This is a genomic window from Neobacillus sp. DY30 (genome assembly GCF_030123065.1).
Taxonomy (GTDB): Bacteria; Bacillota; Bacilli; order Bacillales; family Cytobacillaceae; genus Neobacillus.
The window spans coordinates 5,056,321-5,079,922 of record NZ_CP126093.1 but is presented as its reverse complement, the minus strand read 5'-3'; the positions used below and the strand labels follow the sequence as shown (position 1 = coordinate 5,079,922).

The window sequence follows — 23,602 nt, the reverse complement described above, 5'->3', positions numbered from 1 at the left end:
AAAATACCTTCTAATAAGGAAGGTATTTTTAGTTTTGATTGCTTTCAACTTTATTTAATGTCTCTAGTAAATATTGTTTCAGTTTCATCCTTAGTTCGGGCCGTTTTAAAGCAAAGTCGATGGAAGCCTGTAAAAATCCAAATTTATCGCCAACATCATAGCGGTTACCTCTAATCAAATAGGAAAAAATAGGTTCACGTGACAAGAGATGATCAATGGCCTCAGTTAGTTGAATTTCTCCTTTTGAATCGGGTTTACTGCGTTCTAACATTTCAAAAATAGTCGGAGTTAATATATATCTCCCTACAATGGCCTGGGTAGAGGGTGCTTGGTTAATAGGCGGTTTTTCTATGAGACTTTGAACCCTATACATGTCCTTATATGGATAGGAATAATCAACTATTCCGTACTTCGTTACGTCCTCTTGCGGAACTTCTTTACAGCCGAGAATACTTGACTGTACCTCATTATATTTTTCAATCATTTGTCTCAAAGCAGGTGTTTCACTGTCAATAACATCATCCCCAAGTAGAACGGCAAAAGGTTCATTACCAATAAATTTCTTTGCACATAATATGGCATGACCCAATCCTAAGGGTTCTTTTTGGCGGACATAGTGTATGTCAGCAAGATTAGAAATTTTTTGGACAACCTTCAGCATTTTTATTTTCCCGCTGGTTTTTAATTGCATTTCTAACTCTGAAGACTTATCGAAATGATCTTCTATTGCCCTCTTATTTTTGCCAGTAACAATAATTACATCTTCAATACCGGAAAGAACGGCTTCCTCCATAATATATTGTATCGTCGGTTTATCAACGATTGGCAGCATTTCCTTTGGCTGTGCCTTAGTCGCAGGAAGAAATCGAGTCCCCAACCCAGCAGCAGGAATAACAGCTTTTTTAATCATCTTTGTACCCCCTCTTCCTCATAAAGTCGAGACTCATTTAATCCTATGCTAATAAGGATATTTTTAGTAGTCGGCAGGAATTAGGGAAACATTTGATTAAAAGGAATAATTTCCATCCCAGATGCGAACTTTATTAAACAAGAGAAGAAGGCTTACGAGGTGTAATGAGTGTTCATGGATAAGAAAAAAGAGCAACGACGGATCCTTTTTGCTGTGCTAATTCTAACAATATATCTTTCCCCACTCTTTATTCTCCAAGAAAATGCTCATATACGTGTTCATGATAACTTGGATTCGAATTTAGCATGGTATAAAGTCCTAGCCAAGAGCGGACAAATGTTTGGAGAGGTTAATGCGGTGATTCCCCAAATTATAAACGGGGTGCCAAGAAATGCATTTGGAACGGAATTCAGTATCATTGTATGGCTTTATGCGTTATTTCCAACCATGATTGCTTATGGTCTCAGTCAGGCTTTGACAAGGGTAGTAGCATTTATAGGAATGTATTTACTGTTAAAAAAGCATTTACTGCCTGATAAAAGATGGGCCTTCCTGCAAGTGGGTGTATCGCTGGCATTTGCCTTAACCCCGTTTTGGCCATCGGGCATGCTTAGTACGTTAGGAATGCCGCTCGCACTTTGGGCTTTTCTTAATATCCGAAATGGAGAAGGATCGAAAAAGGATTATATTGTCCTTACGTTAATTCCTTTTTACGCAAGTATTGTCTTAGGTTTTTTCTTTTTCTTAAGCGCAATGGGGATCTTTTGGATCACGGATGTTCTTAGAGGAAAAGGATGGAATCTTCGTTTCTTTTTATCTATTGCTTATATGACTTGCATTTTTATGCTGGTTGAATATCGATTAGTCAGTTCCTTTTTATTTTCGACGGAACCAAACAGCCGTGATGAATATTTTCACGCTTCCCTGCCACTATGGAGAGTAATCAGACTGACCTTTAAAAATTATGTTTTAGGACATACACATGTAATGACAGTACACGGGCTTTTTATTCTACCCGTAATGTTTATAGCCCTTTACTTTGTCTATTCAAAAAAACTTTGGAAACAAGAAAAGGTGTTTGTCTTTTTATTTGGATTGAATTTTTTGTTATCACTTTGGTATGCCTTTTGGTTTTATAAAGGCTGGCTGCCTTTAACAAAGAAATTCCATTTTATGGACACTTTTAATTTTGCCCGCTATCACTTTTTAAGACCTATGGTCATTTATGCTGGATTTGCACTATCATTAAAAATCCTTTCGCTTCAAGGGCGAAGCTGGGCGAGTACTGCCAAATGGTTTGCCATCGCACAGATTCTCCTGCTTTGTTTATTTAATGATGAGATTATCTATCACAAAAAACCAACAGTAAGAGAATTTTATGCAGAGGAATTATTTACAGAGATAAAAGAACACATCGGTCAAGACCAAAAAAATTACCGGGTGGCTAGTATTGGAATCCATCCTGCCATATCTCAGTATAATGGCTTCTACACATTGGATACTTATAATAATTTTTATCCGTTATCTTATAAACATCAGTTTAGAAAAATAATAGAGGCAGAGTTGAAGAAGAATAAAACCATTCGTAAATATTTTGATCAATGGGGAGGCCGCTGTTACATTTTTACGGCACAGCTCGGCAAAAAATATATGATAAAAAAGGATTCCAGACGGAAATTAAAAGATCTGCAGCTAAATACAACGATATTTAAAGAAATGGGTGGTGAATACATACTCTCCGCACTGCCTATTACTAATTCCGAGCAAAATCAACTAAAACTGGATAAAATTTTTGAATCAAAAAACGCTGCTTGGAAAATTTATTTATACAAGACTTTGTAAACATCGGGGGTTATAACGGATGATTGAACCTGTCCTGACGATTGTGGTGCCTTGTTATAATGAAGAAGAAGTATTACCTGAAACGATGAATCAGCTCGACCAGCTCGTGAAACAGTTAATAGACGAACAGCTCGTTTCCAACCGAACAAGAATATTGTTTGTTGATGACGGGAGTAAGGACCGGACCTGGGAAATGATTTATAAAGAAGGATTAAGAAATGAACGTATACGAGGTTTAAAATTATCAAGAAATGTGGGGCACCAAAACGCGTTATTAGCAGGTTTGTTTGCTGCAAAGGACGCGTCTGATTGTGTTGTCTCAATTGATGCCGACTTACAGGATGACATTCAGGTTATTCGGGAATTTATCCTTAAGTATAATCAAGGAAATGAAATTGTGTATGGCGTTCGTAAGCGCAGAGATAGTGATACCTTTTTTAAAAGGAGCACGGCTCAAGCTTTTTATAAGATCATGAAAAAAATGGGTGTAGACCTTGTTTATAACCATGCGGATTTTCGTTTAATGAGTAAAAGGGCATTAACGGAATTAGAAGGATTTAAGGAGGTAAATCTTTTTTTACGCGGAATTGTTCCACTCCTTGGATTTCGTTCTGATGTCGTGTATTATGACCGTAAAGAAAGACAAGCAGGTGAAACGAAATACCCATTAAAAAAAATGCTTGCGTTTGCTTTTGATGGAATAACATCCTTTTCAGTGTCGCCAATTCGGTTTGTAATGTTTATCGGGTTTATTTCCTTTTTCCTAAGCATGCTATTTGGCGTATACTTCTTAATGTTAAAAGCTATAGGGGAGACCCAGACAGGCTGGACTTCACTGATTACTTCGATCTGGCTGATTGGGGGATTACAGCTGATTGCAATAGGTTTAATTGGGGAGTATGTTGGAAAGATCTATAAAGAATCAAAGCACCGGCCAAAATTTATCATTGATATAGATACCTTTTCTTTGCCAGCTCCTCGTCATTATTTAATTAGGGATAGTGAAGAAGAGGAATTCTTTAAAATTGACCATAGAAAAATGTCTGAGTCAAACTAACTCCTTTTGTATAATCTCTTAAAGAGCTTTCTTAATTTAAGAAGGCTCTTCTTTTTTGAAATAAAAGTGGTACAAACTCTCCTTTCTGAATAGAAATTGAAAGACAGGCTTCTATTTTGACTTAGGGAGAGATTAGGATGAATGTATTTTTGAGTTATATTTTACTAGGACTATCACTAGCTGCTCCGATTGGTCCAATCAATGCAGCTCAAATTGATAAGGGAATTAGACATGGTTTTATGCATTCATGGCTTATTGGGGTAGGGGCCGTTGTAGCTGATGGTGTATATATGCTGGTTGTTTATTTAGGGGTTGTTCACTTTTTGGAAACTCCTTTTATGAAAACCTTTTTGTGGTTATTTGGCTGCTTTGTTTTGATTTATACAGGAATTGAGACCCTGCTATCAGCAAATAAGCTTAAAATAGGTGATAATAGAAAAGATGAACCGTTAGTAAAGTCCTTTTTATCTGGATTTTTTATGTCGATATCCAATCCGTTGACCATTTTATTTTGGCTCGGTATTTACGGCTCTGTCCTTGCCAAAACCGCTGCGACTTATGAAACCAGTCAATTAATTATTTATAGCAGTGCCATCTTTATTGGATTACTGCTATGGGATATCACCATGGCAGGTATTGCAAGTAATTTTCGTAAATATTTAACCTCTCAGCTGCTAGTAGGGATATCAATTTTATCAGGAGTATCACTGATTGGATTTGGTGTTTACTTTGGGTATCAAGCGGTCAATGTATTATTTGGATAACAAAAAAGCCAGCATAGAAAACGCTGGCAATCATCCTTTAAGCGGTAGGCCAAGGGCTAAATACCTTGCCTTTTTTCTTTTTCTTTCTCCATTTGAGATTCATAATCACCGTTATGCACCCAATAACACCAACGAATGCTAAGCTGATGAAGAAGCCTGGTCTGCTCGTGCCATGGAATAAGGTACCGCTTACTGCAATTAAAATGAATAGTATACCTAAAGAATATTTTATTTTATCCTTCGCTGTCACCTCTAACAGTTTCCACGATGAAGCTAAAATAAAAATCCAATTGTAGAGCAGCATAAGCCCAGCAGCAGTGGTTATGTATTCATATACATGACCTGGCATTAATAATGCGCAGACAATTGATGCGGATATTCCTAATACTGTAATTAGCAAAGTAGGGATTGGAACCTTTAATTTTCCCTGCTTGCAAAATAATCCAGGGGCATCCCCTTCTTCTGAAAGTGTAACAAGTATGCTGGTAACCGCAAATAGGGAGGCAACCATGGTTGAAAATCCGGCAATAATTAATGCCCCATTAAAAAGATGGGGAATAAACGTTAAATTATAATTATCTAAAGCGTTAACAAAAGGACTTTTATCGCCATTAAATTGATTCCAAGGTACCATTAAGACAGCCAGACCGATTGATAGCATGTAGATAATCATAAGGGTAAATAACATTACTTTTCCAGCCTTTGGAGCTTCCTTAGGATCCTTTAACTGTGTAGCCATTAATCCTAATATTTCAATTCCTCCAAAAGCATAAAAGGCAAAAATAACACCTGACCATAACCCTAAAACACCATGAGGAATTAGGTCTTTTTGGCTGTCAGGATATTGAATCGGTCGATCCCCGTCAATTACTCCGAATATTGCCAGTAAAGCAATTATAACGAACATTAGGATGGCGGCGATTTTTAGTATAGCTAGAACATTTTCTAGTTTATTGAGAATGCTGACACCAATTAGAACTACAACAAGTCCTAGGAGAGCATAAAATCCAGCAAATACCCAAAGTGGAACCTTTGGAAACCAAAAGCGCGAAAAAATAGAAAGTGCAGTCATTTGACTCCCCATAATTAACACTTCTGACATCCAGTAGACCCATCCGCTGCTAAAACCAGCCCATCTGCCGAAAGCTTTTTTCGCGTAGGAACGAAAACCGCCTTTTAGAGGTTCTTGTGCAGTCATTTTTGCTAGTGCATCAAATACAAAGTAGGTTCCAGCAGCTGCAAGTACGAAAGCAATTAGTATGGCTGGTCCTGTCATTTTTATGGCAATACTTGACCCTAGAAAGAATCCCGTACCGATTGTACAGCCTATCCCAAATAATGTAAGCTGCCACCACTTCATATTGCCTTTTTCTTTAGCACCGCTACTCGTTTTTCCCATTATTGCTTCTCCCAGCAGCTCCTACCGATTTATCTGTAATTTCCTGATTATTATATTCGGGATCATTCTTACCATGCTGGCGATTGGCACCGCCTAAATATACGCTTTGATGCTCCTGCTGTTCTTTTCTAAATTTATTAAAATTTTCATTTACCATATATATCCCCCTCATTACTTTACTAATATCTTTCTATCTGTTAAGATACACGCTCAGAAAAAACTTATTCAGTAAGTTCCTCAGAGTAATTTAGGATTTTGTTGGAATCAAGAAATTAATTACATAATCATGGCCTAAATCAATGAAAATAAAAAGGTACTAGACAAAGTTAAATATATATAATTGGCGAAAAAGGAAGGCAATAAACCTTGAAAGGGGTTATCAATATGTTAACGACAGAGCAGCTTGCTGGGTTCCGTTTGCAATTACTTAAGGAAAAAGAGGAAATTGAAGAACGTCTCGAGCAAAATGATCACTATGGTTTCGAAAGAGGGCATTATCATGAATCGATGGGGGAGTTATCAAGTTATGATAATCACCCAGCAGATGAAGGAACAGATTTATACGAACGTGAAAAAGATATTGCATTAAATCAGCATACAGACTTGCAGCTTAGAAATATCAATAAAGCACTAGAGGCGATGGAGAATGGGAAATATGGCATGTGTGAGGTATGCGGGAAAGAAATTTCTTTTGAACGATTAGAGGCCCTGCCGAACACCACCTATTGTAAGGAGCACAGTCCAGACCAAGTTGTTTCCCATGATCGTCCCATTGAAGAAGGTGTGTTAATGCCGCCGTTTGGAAAATTTGACATGGATTCGAAAGATGAGAATGTTGCCTTTGATGCGGAAGATTCCTGGCAGATTGTATCTCAATGGGGAACATCCGATACACCTTCGGATTTGGCTTTTCCTCAAGAGCATTATAACGATGTTAACAATGAACCGGATGAAAATGAGGGGTATGTAGAGGATTTTGAGAACTTTGTTGGAAATGATATGTATGGTAACAATATTACTGTATATCCAAACTCACAACACGAACGGTATGAACAGTCACTTGATGAGGAAGGAATCATGACAAGCTTTGGAGACTTACCAGCCTATGAACATGATCCTTATGTAGATGACGATAAGTAAAAGAAAACAGCTTTCGTTTTGAAAGCTGTTTTCCTGATTTTTATCTGTCTAGCTTCAGCGCCTAGGGGCTCGGGGTCATAAGCTTGTCTAGTTTCGGCTCCTTGGGACTCGAGTCATAAGCCATCCCCTGAAAGAAGGCAAAGAGCGCCTTCTTGCAGGGTTCGTCTTATGCCTTCGTCCCAGGGCAGTCGCCTCCACATTTCTGACAATCCAACAAGAAGGTAAAAACCAACCTTCTTGTCGGCTCGTCTTATGCCTGTCGCCCCTGGGCAAGGCGCTTACGCATTTCATTTGTTTCGGTATGGTTTCTGTGCAATCGGTAGATCTTTAGCGTTTAGGTCATCATCAGTAGATGGATCTATTTCACCCTGCATATAGCTGTCACTAGCCTGTTCATGGGTTGTCGAAAGGCCAGTAGCTAGAATATCGTTCTTTTGATAATCACTTGTTTCGTAAATACGTCCAGCGAGATCAGTACTGTTTGTGGCATTATTTTTTTTATCCATGCTGCACACTCCTTTTAATAAAATTGGTACAACCGTATTTTCTACTTATTAATCGAGGATTACTCACAAAATATCAGGAGATGATTTATATGAACAAAGATAAATATCCATCAAGGGAAGAATTGGATGAGGCATTTCATTTTCTTCATGACGCGATTAACAGGATTACAGTAGAAGAAGAAGAGGAAGAAATGAAAAGGGAGGTTAATGGAAATAATCAGATATAGAAAAAGAACTGTTTTGAGGTGGACTTGAAAGATGAGGGAATCTCTAGCTAAGAAAATTGCGTGGATCAGCGTGATTAGTAATATTATATTAACATTAGGAAAACTATTTATCGGCTGGTATGGAAATAGTGATGCGGTTTTTGCAGACGGTATCCATTCTGCAGCGGATGTTTTCGCGTCCGTAATTGTGCTCATGGTGATCAAAATTGCGAATAAACCAGCTGATAATGAGCACCCTTATGGCCATGGAAAGGCAGAGGTCATTGTATCAGGGATTGTAGGGATTTTACTTTTTTTCGTTTCGATATACGTTGTATATGAGGGGATTATGGGCTTCTTCCATGAAGTAGAAACACCGAGTTTCTTAGCCATGTGGGTAGCGATTATTTCTTACATAACAAAAGTTATTTTGTACCGTTCATCATTAAAGGTGGCCAACGAACATAATAGTAAGGCAATAGAAGCAATTGCCTTTGACCATAAAGCAGATATTGTAGCTTCGATTGCTGCTGCTATAGGGGTTCTCCTTTCGATCATTGGGCACCGTCTCGATATTCTATTCCTCCATTATGGTGATAAAGCAGCAAGTATATTTGTAGCGTACTTAATCTTTAAAATATCGAAAGAAATGTTAATGGAAGCTTTTGATATCTTACTCGAAAGGAACATTGACGCCGGGACGCTGCAGGGATACATTAATGTAGTGAATGAATTCCAAGAGGTAAAGAGGATTGATCGAATTAGAGCAAGGGAACATGGCCATTATATTTTGGTTGATCTCAGGATATCGATTGATCATTTTAAAACCATTAAGGAGGGCCATGACCTTGCAAAGTTAATCAAGGGGAGATTAATGGAGAGGTACGACAACATTGAAGAAGTATTAATTCACTTAAATCCCTATTTTCCAGAATAATCTTGTTTGTGCTTTTTTGACTTTGGGTTTATGATTATGAAGTAATTAATTGTTAAGGAGTTGATATTTTTGAGTTATGCAATAGACCCTGACCCAAGTAGTATGGGGGAAGTCAGCGTTATCTTTGAATTGGATTCTTCAGGAATATCAGCTCTTAAGAAGGTAGTATGGCTTCCTCGAACATAGTAAGTGAGGAGGTTTTATCATGTTGGAGATTTATAAAAGCACAGAAACAAAAGTACTTGAACAGGTTGAGAAAATTACAAAAGGCTGCTGGGTTAATATGTATGCCCCAACCGAAGAAGAAATTAACAGGGTTGCTGATGAAGCTAACATCTATGTTGACTTTATAAGAGACGCCCTTGATGATGAAGAACGCCCGAGAATTGAACGTGAAGACGGCCAGGTTTATATTATTGTGGATTATCCTTATATTACACACGATGATGCAGGATTTCCGATTTATGAAACTATACCAATTGGGATTGTTTTAACGGACGAATGTATTCTTACTGTTTCATTAAAGGATACGCCAATTTTAGAAGTTTTTAAGAATAATAAAATAAAAGAGTTTTATACTTTTAAAAAGAACCGTTTTGCTCTGCAAATTCTCGCTATCATTACATCCTATTATCTTCGTTATCTAAAACAAATTAATAAACGAACAAATGAAATTGAGCGGGAACTTCATCAATCGATGAAAAACAAGGAATTATATGCATTTCTCGCTTTAGAAAAAAGCCTTGTCTATTTCACTACCTCCCTAAAATCCAATAAAGTGGTATTAGATAAAATTCTTCGTTTTAGTTATATTAAAATGTATGAGGAAGACAAGGATCTACTTGAAGATGTAATGATTGAAAAAATTCAGGCCATTGAAATGGCTGAGACATACAGTTCTATCCTTAGCGGGATGATGGACGCATTCGCTTCTATTATTTCTAATAACGTAAATATTGTTATGAAATTTTTAACATCATTCACAATTATTCTTTCATTTCCTACAATTGTGTTTAGTTTTTACGGCATGAATGTTGATCTGCCGCTGCAAAATAGTCCACATGCTTTCTGGATTTCCATAACTGTTGCATGTATCTTATCAACTTTAACGGCATTAATTTTTTGGAAAAAGAAATACTTCTAACCTAAAACCGTCACTACTAAGTGACGGTTTTTTATGCTCTTTTTTAGATAGGTGAACCAACATAATTTTTCCGAACGGATTTTAATAGAGTTAAAAAATTTCCCAACTTTTCTAGGTCATTTTTCATTTCTTTATTCTGAAAATTCAAAATAAAATAGAGAAACAGGTACAGGCCTGGAGTTTAATAGTAGGGGAGAATGTGGATGAAAAAGAGAAAAGTAATAGGAGCGTCAGTACTTAGCTTGATAATGGGGGTATCCATGTTTGCGACAGGTGCCTTTGGTCAGCAGCCAAATAGTCAGGATGAGTCTTTGCGCGTTATCATTCAAGGACCATCCGCGGAAAGAGCTCAGGCTAAGAAGAGTGTTGGGGTACGCTGGGATTTTGGATCAGAGGGTTTCACCACAACTGTTAACAGCAAGCAATACCAGGCATTATTAAAAAATAAAAATTTAATTATTGAAAAAGTAGAAGAAGTTCGGCTGGCACCAAACAAAGAAGCTGCAGCAAAGCCAGGTGGTTCCACCAATTCTGAACCGAGCGATCAAACACCATGGGGAATTCAAGCCATATATAATGATTCCGCTATTCAGTCAACCTCTGGAGGCAATGGGATAAAAGTAGCAGTCCTTGATACTGGTGCAAATACTAGTCATGCCGATTTAACAAGTAGAGTCGAGCAATGTAAGGATTTTACCCAAGCTAAAACGCCTCTTGTTGATGGAAGCTGCTCTGATGGTAATGGTCATGGAACGCATGTAGCTGGTACAGTACTTGCTGATGGCGGCAGCACTGGACAAGGAATATATGGTGTAGCACCAGAAGCAGATCTTTGGGCATACAAGGTGTTAAATAACCGTGGCTCTGGCTATTCAGATGATATTGCTTCAGCTATTCGTTTGGCTGCAGATGAAGCAGGCAGAACAGGTTCTAAAGTTATCATTTCAATGTCGCTAGGTTCCAGCGTAAAAGACACCCTTATTTCAAACGCAGTAGATTATGCTTATGGTAAAGGAGTATTAATTATCGCAGCTGCTGGAAATGATGGCCCATCAAGCAATACAATCGGATATCCGGGAGCATTAGTCAATGCTGTGGCAGTCGCTGCATTAGAAAATGTTCAGCAAAACGGTACATATCGTGTCGCTGATTTCTCTTCTCGAGGAAATCCGAATACAGATGGTGATTATATCATTCAAGAACGTGATGTGGAGGTCTCTGCCCCTGGAAGAGCAATTGAATCTACATGGCATGATGGTTCATACAACACAATTAGTGGAACGTCAATGGCGACACCACATGTATCAGGTTTAGCTGCTAAAATTTGGGCTGAAAGTCCTTCAATGTCACACACACAGCTTCGACAAGAGCTTCAAAACCGTGCAAAACTTTATGATATTAAAGGTGGGACAGGGGCAACAACTGGTGATGATTATGCTTCTGGATTTGGTTTTCCTAGAGTAAGATAATAAACATAAAGCCATCTGTTTATTACGAACAGATGGCTTTTTACGCTATTTAATAATTTTTAAAATAGTCTGAACAAATAGATGGAAGAGGTGGGCTGGATGTTATAAAATGATAGGAAAAAGGAAAAAACTTCTAAAGGTGGTGGTGATATGGAATTTGGACCATTAATCAAATATTACAGAACCCAAAAAGGGATCACACAAAAGGAACTTGCTGCTGGAATTTGCTCTATCCCTCATCTAAGCAAGATCGAGAACAATTCAAAAGATGCGAATGAAGAAACTATTTCCTTACTGTTGGAAAGACTGGAAGTCAGCTTTGAAGAGATGGAAGAAAAAGAGGAGTTAATAAAAAGCCTTCTCAAGGACTTTGCAGAGAAAATAAACTTCTATTTACGAGAAGAAATAGAAATAATATTTAATAGCTTAAAAGAAATCGAACATGTTATTCCGTTTTCTGCTCATATGTATTCATATGAATTATATAAATATCGGTATCTATTATTCAAGGGATTACTTACAGAAGCAGATGCTCAAAGAGATATTTTATACAAGCAAAAGAAAAATTTTTCCCAACATGAGAAGTATTTATTTCGCTATTATAATGCTGTATCCTTAATATTAAAGGGTCACCATAAAAAAGCTGATGAAATATTCGATGAGCTATTTGTGGAAAATAACAATGAAACAACGAATGGAGAATTCCTATATCACTGGGCATTAGTCAAGAGTGCGCTTGATCAGCCCGGGCATGCGATACATTTTGGCAGGTCAGCACTGCAAATTTTTATGAATCAGCATAATTTTTATCGGATACTTCATACCTTGATGCTGCTAGGTATTAGCTATACAAATTCAAAGATTTATGAGGAAGCACAGGTTTGTTTTAAGCACTTAATTCGAAATGCGGAGTTGTTAAAGGAAGAAAGGATGCTTCCACAAATCTATCATAATATGGGGTACTTGCAAGATAAGATGAACAACGTGAAAGAAGCATTAACCTATTATGAAAAAAGTTTATCTTTACAGACAATAAAAAACCAAAACTATTTAGTAACTTTATATGGGATTGGTGAAATCTATTATAAATTATCAGACATGGAGAAAGCAGAGGAATGTTTCCTTCAGGTTAAGGAACTTTCCAAAGGTATTGGCACAAAAAAACAAGGTCTTTTAGCTGATTTTTACTTACTTCAAATGGATTCCCCTGAAAAGGCAATGAAATTTTTAGAGGTAAAGGTAATTCCCTTTTTAGAAGGCTCGAAAGAACACAAAGAGGATATGATTCATTTTTACAAACTGCTTTCTGAGCATTATCATCATCAAGAGAAATATCTTGAAGCAGTAAATTATCTATCTAAAATTACTTGAGGAGGAAGAAAATGAAAAAAGCAATCATCTTATTATTTTCACTCTCAATACTTGTTTTTGCAACACCTTCGAATGATACTACCAGTCAAAATACATCGGTTGATGTCGCAAAGACTCAAATAAATAAAGCCCAAGCTGACCCTATTTATCCACCAGTAGGGTAATCTTTAAAAATCTTGACAGCTGCCTGCTGTCGAGATTTTTTTATTTTCTTCCATAATGTTAATGAAAACTATAAATAAGGGGTAAAGTAGTTTATATGTGGTTTAACAAGGAGGAAGAGTAATGAAATCATTTGTTGTTGGCTTTCACCAAGAAGACAATGTAGATTCGATGCAGATTCAAAAGCTTAGCCAAGAGGATTTTGAAAAAGCAACTGAAGGGGGCACAAGGCATTTATTTGATTTAGATACAAATATTGGCTTTTTCGTTTTTTTCGACGCAGAGGATGCAGATGGAGATGTTTCCTATATGGTTCTTCAATATGAAGATCCGACTGGAGAGGATGGCAGTGAAGATCCAGTAGCCTGCTATTCCTTCCAGTTAAAGGATTTTTATGAATTTACAGCCCTTTATCTAAACGATCTTGAATTCAATGAAGAGGTAAGTGAAGAGGAAGAAGATTATGGACCGATTCATCATCTAGCCCATCTTCTATTCCATATCGTTGAAGAAGGAAAGGATTTAGAAGTATAAAGAAGGTGTCCTTAAATTAGGACACCCTTCTTTATAAAAAGAATTAAGCTTTTAATACATCATGGTCTACATAGCGTTCGCCATTCAATTCGCTAATAACATTGATGGCAACTCTCGCACCATCACCAGCAGTAACAATGGTATGTACGCTCACACCAGCCACAGTTCCAGCAGCCCAAATACCATCGACATTTGTTTTACCTTGCGCATCTACATCAAGGATTGTCTTTACTCTTGGTTCAGTACCAGGCTTTGTACGTAAGCCTGCTTTTTCAGCCAGGTCTACAAGGAAACCTGTAGCAACAATTACATGCTTTGCTTCATAGTCTCCGTTTTCGGTTTCAACCTTAAAGCCTTGTTCAACTTTGCTAATGTTGGTAACAGTAGTCTGAACGATTTCCCCGCCAAATTTACTTACCTGCTGCTTACCAATTTCAACGAGGTCAGGTCCAGAGATTTCCATCACGCCATAATGATTTTCAACCCAAGCACGCTTTGTAACTGTCTTATCATTATCAAGCACCAAAGTTTTCTTTCCTGCTTTAGCCGTCAATAAAGCAGCACTTGCTCCGGCTGGTCCAGAACCAATTACAACCACATCTAACATGAAAAAAACCTCCATTCAGAAATAATATACAAAAAAAGTGTAACCTAATAAATCAGAAAAGTAAAAATCACTGCTCAGAATGTAGACAAGAACCATCGGGTAAATGATGGTTCTTGTCAATTATTGCTCTTTTATTTTTAAATAGTGCTGGCTCTTCATTACTGGCTTACGCACTTGAATGAAATAGTAAAGAACAGCTCCAATAAGAATATAGAAAGAACACAGGAAGTACAAGGAACTAAAGTCCATTTTGGCAGCAATTAATCCTATCAAGAATGAGCCTAATGCTATACCAGTATCATAGATTGATAGAAAAGTAGCGGTAGCTAAACCTCGTTTTCTAGGAGCGGCATTTTGAATGGCAATTGTTTGAAAGGTTGGAAAAAGAGTACCCCATCCTAAGCCAATCATCCCGGCTGAAATAAGGAAAGTAATCGCGCCTCCACTTTGGCTCAATACAAACATACCAATCGCAAACATGATAATAGAGGGGAATACAATCACATTGGGACCGTATTGATCAAGCCATTTACCCGTAAATGGTCTAGATATTAATAAAATAATCGCGTATACAACAAAGAAAAGACTTGAAACTTCTGAAACATGGATTTCATTTGCGTATACAGATACGAAAGAAAGCAGTGCAGAATATACAATGGCTAAAAAACCACCAACAATAGCAATGGAGACTGCTGAAGGTTCAATAAAGTTTTTCAATGAAAAAGCAGGGAGAATAACCTGCTGTTTAGCCTTCTCAGTCTTTGATAACTTCACTGTGAGGCCAGTGATTAGCGCCCCTATGGCCACAATTACAGATAGGATGAACATTGTTTTTGCCCCCCATTGCTGGATAGCTGTCAACCCTATAAATGGCCCTAAAACCATTGCCATATTTGTCGACATTACAAAGTATCCCATTCCTTCTCCTCTTCTTGAACTAGGAATGAGGTCGGCAACAATCGCTCCTACAGCGGTAGTGGCCATACCAAAGCCCACTCCGTGTAATAAACGAATAACTAGGAATCCTGTTGCTGTTTTGGGGAAGAAGTATAATAGGGAAGCCGCAGCGAAAATAATAAGTGCGGTTAAAAGCACTTTTTTATTGCTGTCTCGCTCAAGCCATTGTCCAGCAAGCGGTCGTGAAAGAATGGCTGAGAGTAAAAAAACAGTTGTCATGAGTCCAGCTTGTGAAGCGTTGCTTTCAAATTCCTGTAATGCGTATATAGGCAGAGTTACGAGTAAAATATAAAAAGTTAAAAATAGGAAAAAGTTGCTCAAGGAAATATTAATAAAATCCCTCGTCCATAATTTAGGTTTGTTCATGTTTTTTCACTCCTTTACAAAAGCTGTTTTAACCAAACACTTTGCAGTTTTAATAATTCTTGTTGTGAACTTTCGGGGAAGTGATTTAATAAAGTTTGATTACATTCCGAAACAGCATGCTCCCACTTAGGAAATTCACTTACTGCTAGCTCCGTTAATTGAATATACTTCTCCCGTTTGTCCTTTCCTGGTATCTGTCTTACATACCCTTGTTTAACAAGCCGTTGAATGGTACGAGTCATTGGAGGCGCTTCGACGAACAAATACTCAGAGATTTCTTTTTGAGTTAGTGAGCCTTTGGTATGTAATACATAGAGAACAGACCATTGGGCACTATATAATCCAAATGGTTTTAGAGCTTCATTAAGTTTATTGGTCAATTGACGAGAAAGTTGATGCAGCGTATGGAATAATGCGTGGCTGGTCAAATGTGTTCACTCCAAATATAATATAAATAGTTACCTGGGTAATCATTTTGTTTACCTAGGTAACTATATCGACTTTAGAGTGAAATGTCAAGGTATGCTTTGCTATTAATGGGTTTTCTGGGAGTAATATAAAAATCCGCGGAATTGATCCGCGGACTTCATTTATCTTAGAACATTGAAATATCTTGCCTCAGGATGGGCAAATACCATGGCCGACACGGAAGCTTCTGGCTCCATCATGCACCCCTCTGTTAATTCGATTCCAATCTCCTCAGGATGAATTAACGCAAATAGTTTCTTCTGATCTTCTAAATCAGGACATGCAGGGTATCCAAAAGAGAAACGCTGTCCTTGATACTTAGCAGCAAAACGATCCTGCATCGTAAACGTCAGTGGATCAGGGAATCCCCAGCGGTCACGCATTTGACGATGAATTAATTCTGCAAATCCTTCAGCTGTTTCAAGCGCTAAAGCTTGCAGAGCATGGCTCTCAAGAAAACGTCCTTCTGCCTTTAACTGATCTGCTTTTTCCCGGATTCCTCTTCCAGCCGTTACTGTAAAGAAACCAACATAATCTTTTTCACCACTGTCAACGGATTTAATAAAATCAGCCAAACATAAATGCGGTGCAGAATCTTGACGTGGGAAATCAAACGTCTCAATAATAGTATTAGGCTCTTCCGGATCATAAATGAAAACTTTATTTCCATCGGACTGAGCAGGGAAAAATTGATAAACAGCAGCAGGTAAAATCCAATTTTCTTTCTTAGCGTCTGCTAATAGTCCATCTACAACTTCTTTTACTTTTATCGCCTTTTCGTCCTTGGCAGCAATCAAATTTGCTATTTTTCCTTTTACACCAAGATGATGGCCGATTAACATTTGCATATTGATATATGGCTCAATATGGGATAGAGAGTATGTTTTTAAGATATGTTTCTTTGTATCCATCGGTGTGAAAACCGGAACTTCTGTTGAAACAGATGGTCTAGTTTTTACTGCAGTAGATACCGCTGAACGAATTGGTAAATCTCGAGGTATATCTAAAGCAGCTAGCTTTTCATTTTTTTCAGCAATCAGTTTTTCATGTTCCTCTGGGGATTGAAGCTGATTTGCTAATGATAGTCCGGTCATAGCGTCTTTTGCATAAAGAACGAGTCCTTCATATTCTTTTGCAATTTTTGTATCGGTGAACTTTCTAGAAAGAGCAGCTCCGCCTACAAGGATTGGTGTTGAGATCCCGGCTTCTTTCATATCTTGTGCAGTTAACACCATTTGCTGAGCTGATTTTACCAGTAGTCCTGATAATCCAACAATGTCCGGTTTTTCTTTTTGAATCGCTTGAACCAATTCAGTTGGTGATACCTTAATCCCTAAATCAAGGACATCATAACCGTTATTGCTAAGGATAATATCAACGAGGTTTTTCCCAATATCATGAACATCGCCTTTTACAGTTGCCAAGATGACCTTTCCTTTTGAAGCAGAAACATCTCCTTTTTCCATGAATGGCTCTAAATAAGAGACGGCTGCTTTCATAACTTCGGCACTTTGAAGTACTTCAGCTACGATTAACTGATTGTCATTAAAAAGTCTTCCTACTTCTTTCATACCTTCCATTAATGGTCCATTAATAATATCTAGTGGAGCAGGATAATTTTCAAGTGCTAGCGCCAAATCGTCCAGTAAGCCTTCTTTTGTGCCTTCTATCACATAATAAGAGAGTCGATCTTCTAAACTCATGTCTGGTATTGTACTTTTTGCTTCTTTCTTTTTACCGCGATAAAATTCAGTAAAAGTTGCTAATGTTTCATCTGTTGTTTTAAAAAGAAGATCCTCTGCTAATTGGACTTCTTCCTTTGAGATAGAAGCGAAACGTTCTAGTTTTTCGGTGTTAACAATCGCATAATCAAGACCAGCTAATGTACAGTGGTATAAAAATACGGAGTTTAGGATTTCTCTGCCAACTGGCGGAAGACCGAACGATACATTGCTGATACCAAGAATGGTTTGTGTCTTAGGAAGATGTTCTTTAATTAACTTAATACCTTCCACCGTTGCTTTTGCAGATCCTATATATTGTTCATCACCAGTACCTACAGGGAAAACAAGCGGATCAAAAATTATATCCTGTGGCTTCAAACCATATTTATTGACTAGAATGTCATGAGAACGTTTGGCTATTTCTAATTTCTTTTCAGCTGTAACGCCCATACCTTTCTCATCAATCGTACCAACGACGACCGCTGCACCATACTTATGAATAAGTGGAACGACTGCCTCGAATCTTTCTTCACCATCTTCAAGGTTTATCGAGTTAATGATGGCTTTTCCTTGAGAATACTTGAGTGCTTTTTCGATTACTTTCTCATCTGTTGAATCAATAACCAGCGGCACTTTTATTTTCTTCACCACTTCTGGAATGAAATTCTCCATGTCGCTAAGCTCATCACGATCTGGGTCTGCAAGACAGATATCGATGACATGTGCACCGCCTTTTACCTGGGCACGAGCAATCTCTGCAGCTTCTTCAATTTTCCCTTCGTTAATGAGGCGTTTAAATTTACGAGATCCAATGACGTTAGTACGTTCACCAACCATAATCGGACGGAGCGTTGGATCATCGTAAACAAAAGGTTCAATCCCTGATACCATATGGAAATCAGAAGGTTGTGCCTCGCGTGGTGTGTACTTTTTCATTTCTTCTGAAATCGCCCGGATATGATCGGGCGTGGTTCCACAGCAGCCGCCGACAATATTTAACCAGCCATGGGCCGCAAAGTCAGCAAGCTTTTTCGCTAATGTTTCTGGAGTTTCATGATAATGTCCTTCTTCATCAGGCAAACCTGCGTTTGGATAACATATAATCGCAGTAGAAGCAAGATTGGAAAGTGAACGGATATGATCCTGCATAAATTCCGGCCCAGTCGCACAGTTCAGCCCGACTGCAACTGGATTCATATGCTCCAAGGAGATATAAAACGAATCAATCGATTGTCCAGCAAGCGTTGTGCCCATCGGTTCAATTGTACCTGATACAATTAGCGGGAGAACTTTCCCAGTTTTACTAAAAGCATTTTTTATCCCAATAAAGCCTGCCTTAACATTCAGCATATCTTGACTTGTTTCAAGAAGCAGAAGGTCCACGCCACCGTCAATCAGCCCGATTGCCTGTTCTTCATAGGAGGCAGTGAGTGCGTCGAAAGTAGTCCCGCCAGTAACGCTTAACGTCTTAGTGGTCGGTCCCATTGACCCAGCCACATACCGAGGCCATTCCGCAGTAGAAATTTTTTCAGTTTCCTTTTTTGCAATTTGTGCGGCAATTTTATTTAATTCATAGGCCTTAAAGCCAAGATTGTATTCATCAAGAACAATGCTAGTAGCCCCAAAGGTATTGGTTTCAATAATATCCGCTCCAGCCTCTAAGTATTCACGATGAATTTTGGCAATCACATTAGGCGCTGTTAAGTTCAGATACTCGTTACAGCCATCGTATTGCTCACCGCCAAAGTCCTCTGCTGTTAAATTCTCCTGCTGAAGCATGGTCCCCATGGCACCATCCATTACTAGGATTCGTTTGTGTATTTGTTCATTAAATGGAGTTTTCGACATAGCTGTTCCCCCTAACTTGACTTGCACGCTGTCTGGCATATATGGCTAATTCTGTTGTTAGTTCATAACGTAAAAATGGTGTGATTAAATAGATTCCATTGAATAAATCAAGTGCTGTGTCAATTAAAGATTTTGTTATTTCAATTCCTTCACGTGCAGCTTGTAATGGCTGATCACTCAATGCTGCCATCCTGTCTCTAATCGATTGAGCGATTTTAATCCCCGGTACCTCATTATGAAGGAATTCCGCATTCCTGCTGCCCGTTAAAGGCATTAAACCAATGTAAATAGGTGCATTTAGATGTTTGGTATGTTCATAGACTTCGATTAATTTTTCCTCAGAGAAAACCGGCTGTGAAATGAAATAATCTGCTCCGTATTCGATTTTTTTCTCAAGACGTTTCACTGCTTTTTCTACTGAACGGACATTTGGATTAAAGGCACCCGCAATACTAAAAGCTGTTTTTTGACCGAGGTCTTTCCCTGAGAATGACAAGCCTTCATTTAACTGTTTAATCATTTGAATTAACTCAAATGATGATACATCGTAAACAGAGGAGGCACCAGGAAAGTCCCCAACTCGTGCAGGGTCACCGGTGATTGCGAGAACATCATGCATTCCAAGCGTATGAAGTCCCATTAGGTGGGACTGTAAACCAATAATATTTCGGTCTCTGCAGGCAATATGGATGAGTGGACGCATTCCTAATTCTTGTTTAACAAGGTAACCTAAAGATTCGTTGGAAATCCTTACCTGTGCTAAGGAGTTATCGGCCATTGTAATCGCATCGATTCCGGCTTCCTTCAACGCCTTTGCACCTTCCATAAATTTGGTTGTATCAAGCTTTCTAGGAGTATCTAATTCTACGATTACCGATGGTCGTTCCTTAACAATTTCCTCAAGAGGCTGGAATTCCCTTTTAGCTGCTGCACCGTGTTCAATAATGATTTTCTTTGTTTCAAATTTCACTACTTTTTCGGTGACAGGCACGCTATTTTTTAGTTCTGCTGCGAATGCCTGAATATGGGATGGAGTCGTACCACAGCATCCGCCAAGCAAATGAACGCCCTCCTGACGGAAACTTCGGGCAGATTTTTTAAAATAATCTGCATCTCCCTCATAATGGAATTTACCGTCTGTATAAGCTGGCAGACTCGCATTTGGGTAGGCTGAAAGGTAAGCATGTTTAGGCAGTTCAATCTGCTCTAGTGTCTTTAACATATGGTGGGGTCCTAGCCGGCAGTTCAAACCAATGACATCTGCACCGAGGTTTTCAAGACGGGTAAACGCCTCATTAATCGGTGTCTGGTCTTGTAAAATGCCAGGCTCATGAAGGGACACCTGGGCAATAATCGGCAGCTTTGTTTCCTTTCGAGCAATCGTTAGGACCGTCTCCAGTTCCTCAAAATCATAAAAGGTTTCTAATAAAAGCCCGTCCACGCCTTCTAGTAATAAACAATACAGCTGTTCACGGAAACTGCGTTTTAATTCTTCAATTGATAAAGTACTAGGCTTTATCCCGCGGTTACCACCGATTGTCCCTAGTACATAAGCATCATGTTGTGCTGCTAATTTTGCATTTTGGACGGCAGCACTATTGATAGCTTTAACGGAGTCCTCGAGACCGTATCTCTGCAGTTTTAGATAATTTGCAGCATAGGTGTTGGTTTGAATGACGTCCGCACCCGCTTCTATATATGCTTTATGGATCTCTTGAATTTTTTCCGGATGAGAAAGGTTCAACTCTTCTAAGCAGCTATCTTTACCGAATGAATAAAGAAGGGTGCCCATGGCACCATCACCTATTAAAATTTGGCTTTTTAATTTATCTAAAAAGGTCATGATCATTCTCCTTACTGCGAGACCAATAGTTTTTCTTTCACCTGTTGCAGCGCCTGTGAGAAGTCTTTAATCAAATCGTCAGGATTCTCTAAGCCAACGGATAAACGGATGAGGCTGTTTTTAATTCCTCTCATTTCTCTTTCTTCTTGCGGCATAGCTGCATGAGACATTTTCGCAGGGTAGGATAGAATAGATTCAACCGCACCGAGACTTACAGCGAAAACAGGTATTTTTACATTTGAAAGAAACACTTGGAGTGCTTGTTCATTTGTGAATTCAAAGGATAAAACCGCCCCGGGTCCGCCTGCCTGACTCTTTTGAAGCTCGTACTGTGGATGATTTTCAAGTCCAGGGTAATAAACCTTTTCAATTAGCGGATGAGACTCTAAATATTCTGCTATTTTAATGGCTGATTTTTGTGATTGTTCTAGTCTCACGTGAAGGGTTTTTATTCCTCTCAACACAAGCCATGCATCCTGTACCCCAAGTACAGCACCAAAGGAATTTTGTAGGGAGTACAGTCTCTTGCCTAATTCTTCATCCTTTACAACCGCAAGACCTGCGACCACATCGCTATGTCCTGATAAAAACTTAGTGGCACTATGAAGAATAACATCAGCTCCAAGCTCTAATGGCCTCTGGTACTCAGGAGTTAAAAATGTATTATCTACATAAGTAATTGCGTTGATTTCTTTTGCCAAAGTTGTAATGGCTTTGATATCCGTCACCTTTAATAGCGGATTTGACGGGGTTTCAACATAAAATGCTTTGGTGTTTGGCTTTATCGCCTCTTTTACTTGATCTAAATCAGTCATATCTACAAAGGTATGTTCAATCCCGAATCGAGTCAACACTTGAGTGACCATTCGATAGGTACCGCCATACACATCCTCAGTAATGACGATATGGTCACCAGAGGAAAGCAGAAGGAAGGCTGTTGAAATAGCAGCCATTCCTGACGAAAAAGCAAAGCCTCTCGTTCCGCCTTCTAATTCAGCAATAACATCCTCTAAAGCTTCTCTCGTAGGGTTTCCACTTCTAGCGTAATCATATTTACCGTAATTTTCTATATCAAATTGATGGAAGGTAGAAGCATGCTGGATGGGCACGCTAACTGCTCCGGTGGCTGGATCGACTTTATGCTGATTATGAAGGAGCTTGGTCTCAAAACGATAATTTTCTGAACTCATTATCCAATCACTCCTTCTTTTAATTTTGCTAATGCCTGTTCAAGGTCTTCAATAATGTCTGTTGGGTCTTCAAGTCCAACAGAGAATCTTAATAGTCTATTACAAACACCTGACTGAATTCGAATTTCCTCTGGAATATCAGCATGTGTTTGTGTTGCTGGATACGTTATAAAGCTTTCTGTTCCGCCAAGGCTTTCAGCAAATGAAATGAGAGAAAGGCTTTGAAGGAATGGATTCACCCAAGCTTCATCCTGTACGCGGAACGATACCATTCCGCCTTTTCCTGGGTATAGAACATCTGTAATGCCATCATGGTTAGAAAGATATTCGACAATGGCCTTAGCATTGCTTTCATGTCTTTGCATTCTTAGCGATAAAGTTTTCATTCCGCGCATTACTAACCAAGAATCAAAAGGACTTAGGACTCCGCCGGCTCCATTATGATGAAAAGCCAATGCCTCACAGATTTCTTTACCTTTAGCAACAACCAGACCAGCTAGGACATCATTATGGCCGCCTAAATATTTCGTTGCACTATGAATGACAATATCCGCGCCTAACAAGATTGGCTGTTGGAGAAGCGGAGTATAGAACGTATTATCAACAATCAGAATAATTCCGTGGCTTTTTGCAATTTTTGACACTGCCGCAATGTCCGATTGCTGCATAAGCGGGTTAGTCGGAGTTTCTAGAAAAATCGCCTTGGTTTGAGGAGTAATCTTTCTTTCAATCTCTTCCGGACAACAAGTATTAACATATTGGGTCTTTAAGCCCCATTTTTTAAAGCCCTTCTCTAGTAAACGATACGTTCCTCCGTACAAGTCCTCACTCACAATCCATTCGTCCCCAGACTCGAAAAGAGAAAGAATTGTAAAAATGGCTGCCATCCCTGAACTGCAGGCAAATCCTTGATCAGCACCTTCCAAATCCGCAATCGCCTTTTCTAGAAGCTGGCGGGTTGGGTTACCTGTTCTTGTGTAATCATATCCTGTAGATTGTCCAATCCCCTCGTGACGGTAGGCTGTTGAAAAATAAACAGGAGGATTTACGGTGCCTGTCACCGTATCACTTCTATTTCCAATTTGAGCTAACTTTGTATCAATTTTATACACCATTGCCTTTATCCTCCTTTATATAAACAAAAAAAGTCTTCTATAA

At 38.7% G+C, this 23,602-nt stretch carries 22 protein-coding genes; 11 read left to right on the top strand and 11 right to left on the bottom strand.

Annotated elements, in window-relative coordinates; genetic code table 11:
* Window positions 1-28: 28 nt before the first annotated feature.
* A complete protein-coding gene (galU, locus tag QNH29_RS25100; protein WP_283861988.1) occupies window positions 29-910 on the bottom strand; it encodes a UTP--glucose-1-phosphate uridylyltransferase GalU in 882 nt (293 codons plus the stop codon).
* 174 nt (window positions 911-1,084) lie between these two features.
* Here galU and QNH29_RS25095 point away from each other — a divergent pair, with 174 nt between their 5' ends.
* The 3 genes from QNH29_RS25095 to QNH29_RS25085 all read left to right on the top strand — a co-directional run bounded on the left by QNH29_RS25095 (window position 1,085) and on the right by QNH29_RS25085 (window position 4,573).
* The gene (locus QNH29_RS25095) at window positions 1,085-2,752 is read left to right on the top strand and encodes a DUF6044 family protein (RefSeq protein ID WP_283861987.1); all 1,668 of its coding nucleotides are present in this window, start codon (window positions 1,085-1,087) and stop codon (window positions 2,750-2,752) included.
* 19 nt (window positions 2,753-2,771) lie between these two features.
* Window positions 2,772-3,809 carry a glycosyltransferase family 2 protein gene (locus QNH29_RS25090; RefSeq protein ID WP_283861986.1) on the top strand — a complete coding sequence of 346 codons (1,038 nt, stop codon included), beginning with the start codon at window positions 2,772-2,774 and terminating at the stop codon, window positions 3,807-3,809.
* Window positions 3,810-3,946: 137 nt separating this feature from the next.
* Window positions 3,947-4,573, top strand: a complete 627-nt coding sequence (locus QNH29_RS25085) for a LysE family transporter (protein WP_283861985.1) — start codon at window positions 3,947-3,949, stop codon at window positions 4,571-4,573.
* Window positions 4,574-4,610: 37 nt separating this feature from the next.
* Here QNH29_RS25085 and QNH29_RS25080 read toward each other — a convergent pair whose 3' ends face one another.
* Entirely contained in the window at window positions 4,611-5,972 is a 1,362-nt protein-coding gene (locus QNH29_RS25080) for an amino acid permease (protein WP_283861984.1), read from the bottom strand.
* Window positions 5,956-6,129: a hypothetical protein gene (locus tag QNH29_RS25075; protein WP_283861983.1), complete on the bottom strand. Its 174-nt coding sequence runs from the start codon at window positions 6,127-6,129 to the stop codon at window positions 5,956-5,958. The genes QNH29_RS25080 and QNH29_RS25075 overlap by 17 nt, the downstream gene beginning before the upstream one ends.
* Before the next feature lie 227 nt (window positions 6,130-6,356).
* Between QNH29_RS25075 and QNH29_RS25070 the strand changes: the two genes are divergently transcribed.
* Entirely contained in the window at window positions 6,357-7,112 is a 756-nt protein-coding gene (locus QNH29_RS25070) for a TraR/DksA C4-type zinc finger protein (protein WP_283861982.1), read from the top strand.
* 287 nt (window positions 7,113-7,399) lie between these two features.
* On the opposite strand, the gene QNH29_RS25065 is transcribed toward QNH29_RS25070, so the two are convergent.
* Window positions 7,400-7,618 carry a YozQ family protein gene (locus QNH29_RS25065; RefSeq protein ID WP_283861981.1) on the bottom strand — a complete coding sequence of 73 codons (219 nt, stop codon included), beginning with the start codon at window positions 7,616-7,618 and terminating at the stop codon, window positions 7,400-7,402.
* Window positions 7,619-7,707: 89 nt separating this feature from the next.
* Here QNH29_RS25065 and QNH29_RS25060 point away from each other — a divergent pair, with 89 nt between their 5' ends.
* The 7 genes from QNH29_RS25060 (at window position 7,708) to QNH29_RS25030 (ending at window position 13,441) form a co-directional block, all read left to right on the top strand.
* Window positions 7,708-7,845, top strand: coding sequence for a hypothetical protein (locus QNH29_RS25060; protein WP_283861980.1), 138 nt, complete (start codon window positions 7,708-7,710; stop codon window positions 7,843-7,845).
* A gap of 31 nt (window positions 7,846-7,876) precedes the next feature.
* On the top strand, window positions 7,877-8,761 hold the full coding sequence (locus QNH29_RS25055) for a cation diffusion facilitator family transporter (protein ID WP_283861979.1): 885 nt from the start codon (window positions 7,877-7,879) through the stop codon (window positions 8,759-8,761).
* 205 nt (window positions 8,762-8,966) lie between these two features.
* The gene (locus QNH29_RS25050; protein ID WP_283861978.1) at window positions 8,967-9,905 is read left to right on the top strand and encodes a magnesium transporter CorA family protein; all 939 of its coding nucleotides are present in this window, start codon (window positions 8,967-8,969) and stop codon (window positions 9,903-9,905) included.
* Between the two features lie 203 nt (window positions 9,906-10,108).
* Window positions 10,109-11,374 (top strand): S8 family serine peptidase, encoded by a 1,266-nt coding sequence (locus QNH29_RS25045; protein WP_283861977.1) that lies wholly within the window; start codon window positions 10,109-10,111, stop codon window positions 11,372-11,374.
* Window positions 11,375-11,524: 150 nt separating this feature from the next.
* Complete coding sequence (locus tag QNH29_RS25040; protein ID WP_283861976.1) at window positions 11,525-12,745, top strand: helix-turn-helix domain-containing protein; 1,221 nt, start codon at window positions 11,525-11,527, stop codon at window positions 12,743-12,745.
* 11 nt (window positions 12,746-12,756) lie between these two features.
* Complete coding sequence (locus QNH29_RS25035) at window positions 12,757-12,909, top strand: hypothetical protein (RefSeq protein WP_283861975.1); 153 nt, start codon at window positions 12,757-12,759, stop codon at window positions 12,907-12,909.
* A gap of 121 nt (window positions 12,910-13,030) precedes the next feature.
* A complete protein-coding gene (locus tag QNH29_RS25030) occupies window positions 13,031-13,441 on the top strand; it encodes a cytosolic protein (protein WP_283861974.1) in 411 nt (136 codons plus the stop codon).
* A gap of 43 nt (window positions 13,442-13,484) precedes the next feature.
* On the opposite strand, the gene QNH29_RS25025 is transcribed toward QNH29_RS25030, so the two are convergent.
* The 7 genes from QNH29_RS25025 to QNH29_RS24995 all read right to left on the bottom strand — a co-directional run bounded on the left by QNH29_RS25025 (window position 13,485) and on the right by QNH29_RS24995 (window position 23,556).
* On the bottom strand, window positions 13,485-14,048 hold the full coding sequence (locus QNH29_RS25025) for an NAD(P)/FAD-dependent oxidoreductase (protein ID WP_283861973.1): 564 nt from the start codon (window positions 14,046-14,048) through the stop codon (window positions 13,485-13,487).
* A gap of 120 nt (window positions 14,049-14,168) precedes the next feature.
* Window positions 14,169-15,371, bottom strand: a complete 1,203-nt coding sequence (locus QNH29_RS25020; RefSeq protein ID WP_283861972.1) for an MFS transporter — start codon at window positions 15,369-15,371, stop codon at window positions 14,169-14,171.
* A 14-nt stretch (window positions 15,372-15,385) separates the two neighbouring features.
* Window positions 15,386-15,799 carry a MarR family winged helix-turn-helix transcriptional regulator gene (locus QNH29_RS25015; RefSeq protein WP_283861971.1) on the bottom strand — a complete coding sequence of 138 codons (414 nt, stop codon included), beginning with the start codon at window positions 15,797-15,799 and terminating at the stop codon, window positions 15,386-15,388.
* A gap of 162 nt (window positions 15,800-15,961) precedes the next feature.
* Window positions 15,962-19,411, bottom strand: a complete 3,450-nt coding sequence (gene metH, locus QNH29_RS25010; RefSeq protein WP_283861970.1) for a methionine synthase — start codon at window positions 19,409-19,411, stop codon at window positions 15,962-15,964.
* A complete protein-coding gene (locus tag QNH29_RS25005) occupies window positions 19,392-21,254 on the bottom strand; it encodes a bifunctional homocysteine S-methyltransferase/methylenetetrahydrofolate reductase (protein WP_283861969.1) in 1,863 nt (620 codons plus the stop codon). The genes metH and QNH29_RS25005 overlap by 20 nt, the downstream gene beginning before the upstream one ends.
* 11 nt (window positions 21,255-21,265) lie before the next feature.
* Window positions 21,266-22,444 carry a cystathionine beta-lyase gene (gene metC, locus QNH29_RS25000; protein ID WP_283861968.1) on the bottom strand — a complete coding sequence of 393 codons (1,179 nt, stop codon included), beginning with the start codon at window positions 22,442-22,444 and terminating at the stop codon, window positions 21,266-21,268.
* On the bottom strand, window positions 22,444-23,556 hold the full coding sequence (locus tag QNH29_RS24995; protein WP_283865739.1) for a methionine biosynthesis PLP-dependent protein: 1,113 nt from the start codon (window positions 23,554-23,556) through the stop codon (window positions 22,444-22,446). Before QNH29_RS24995 ends, metC begins: the two co-directional genes overlap by 1 nt.
* Window positions 23,557-23,602: the final 46 nt, after the last annotated feature.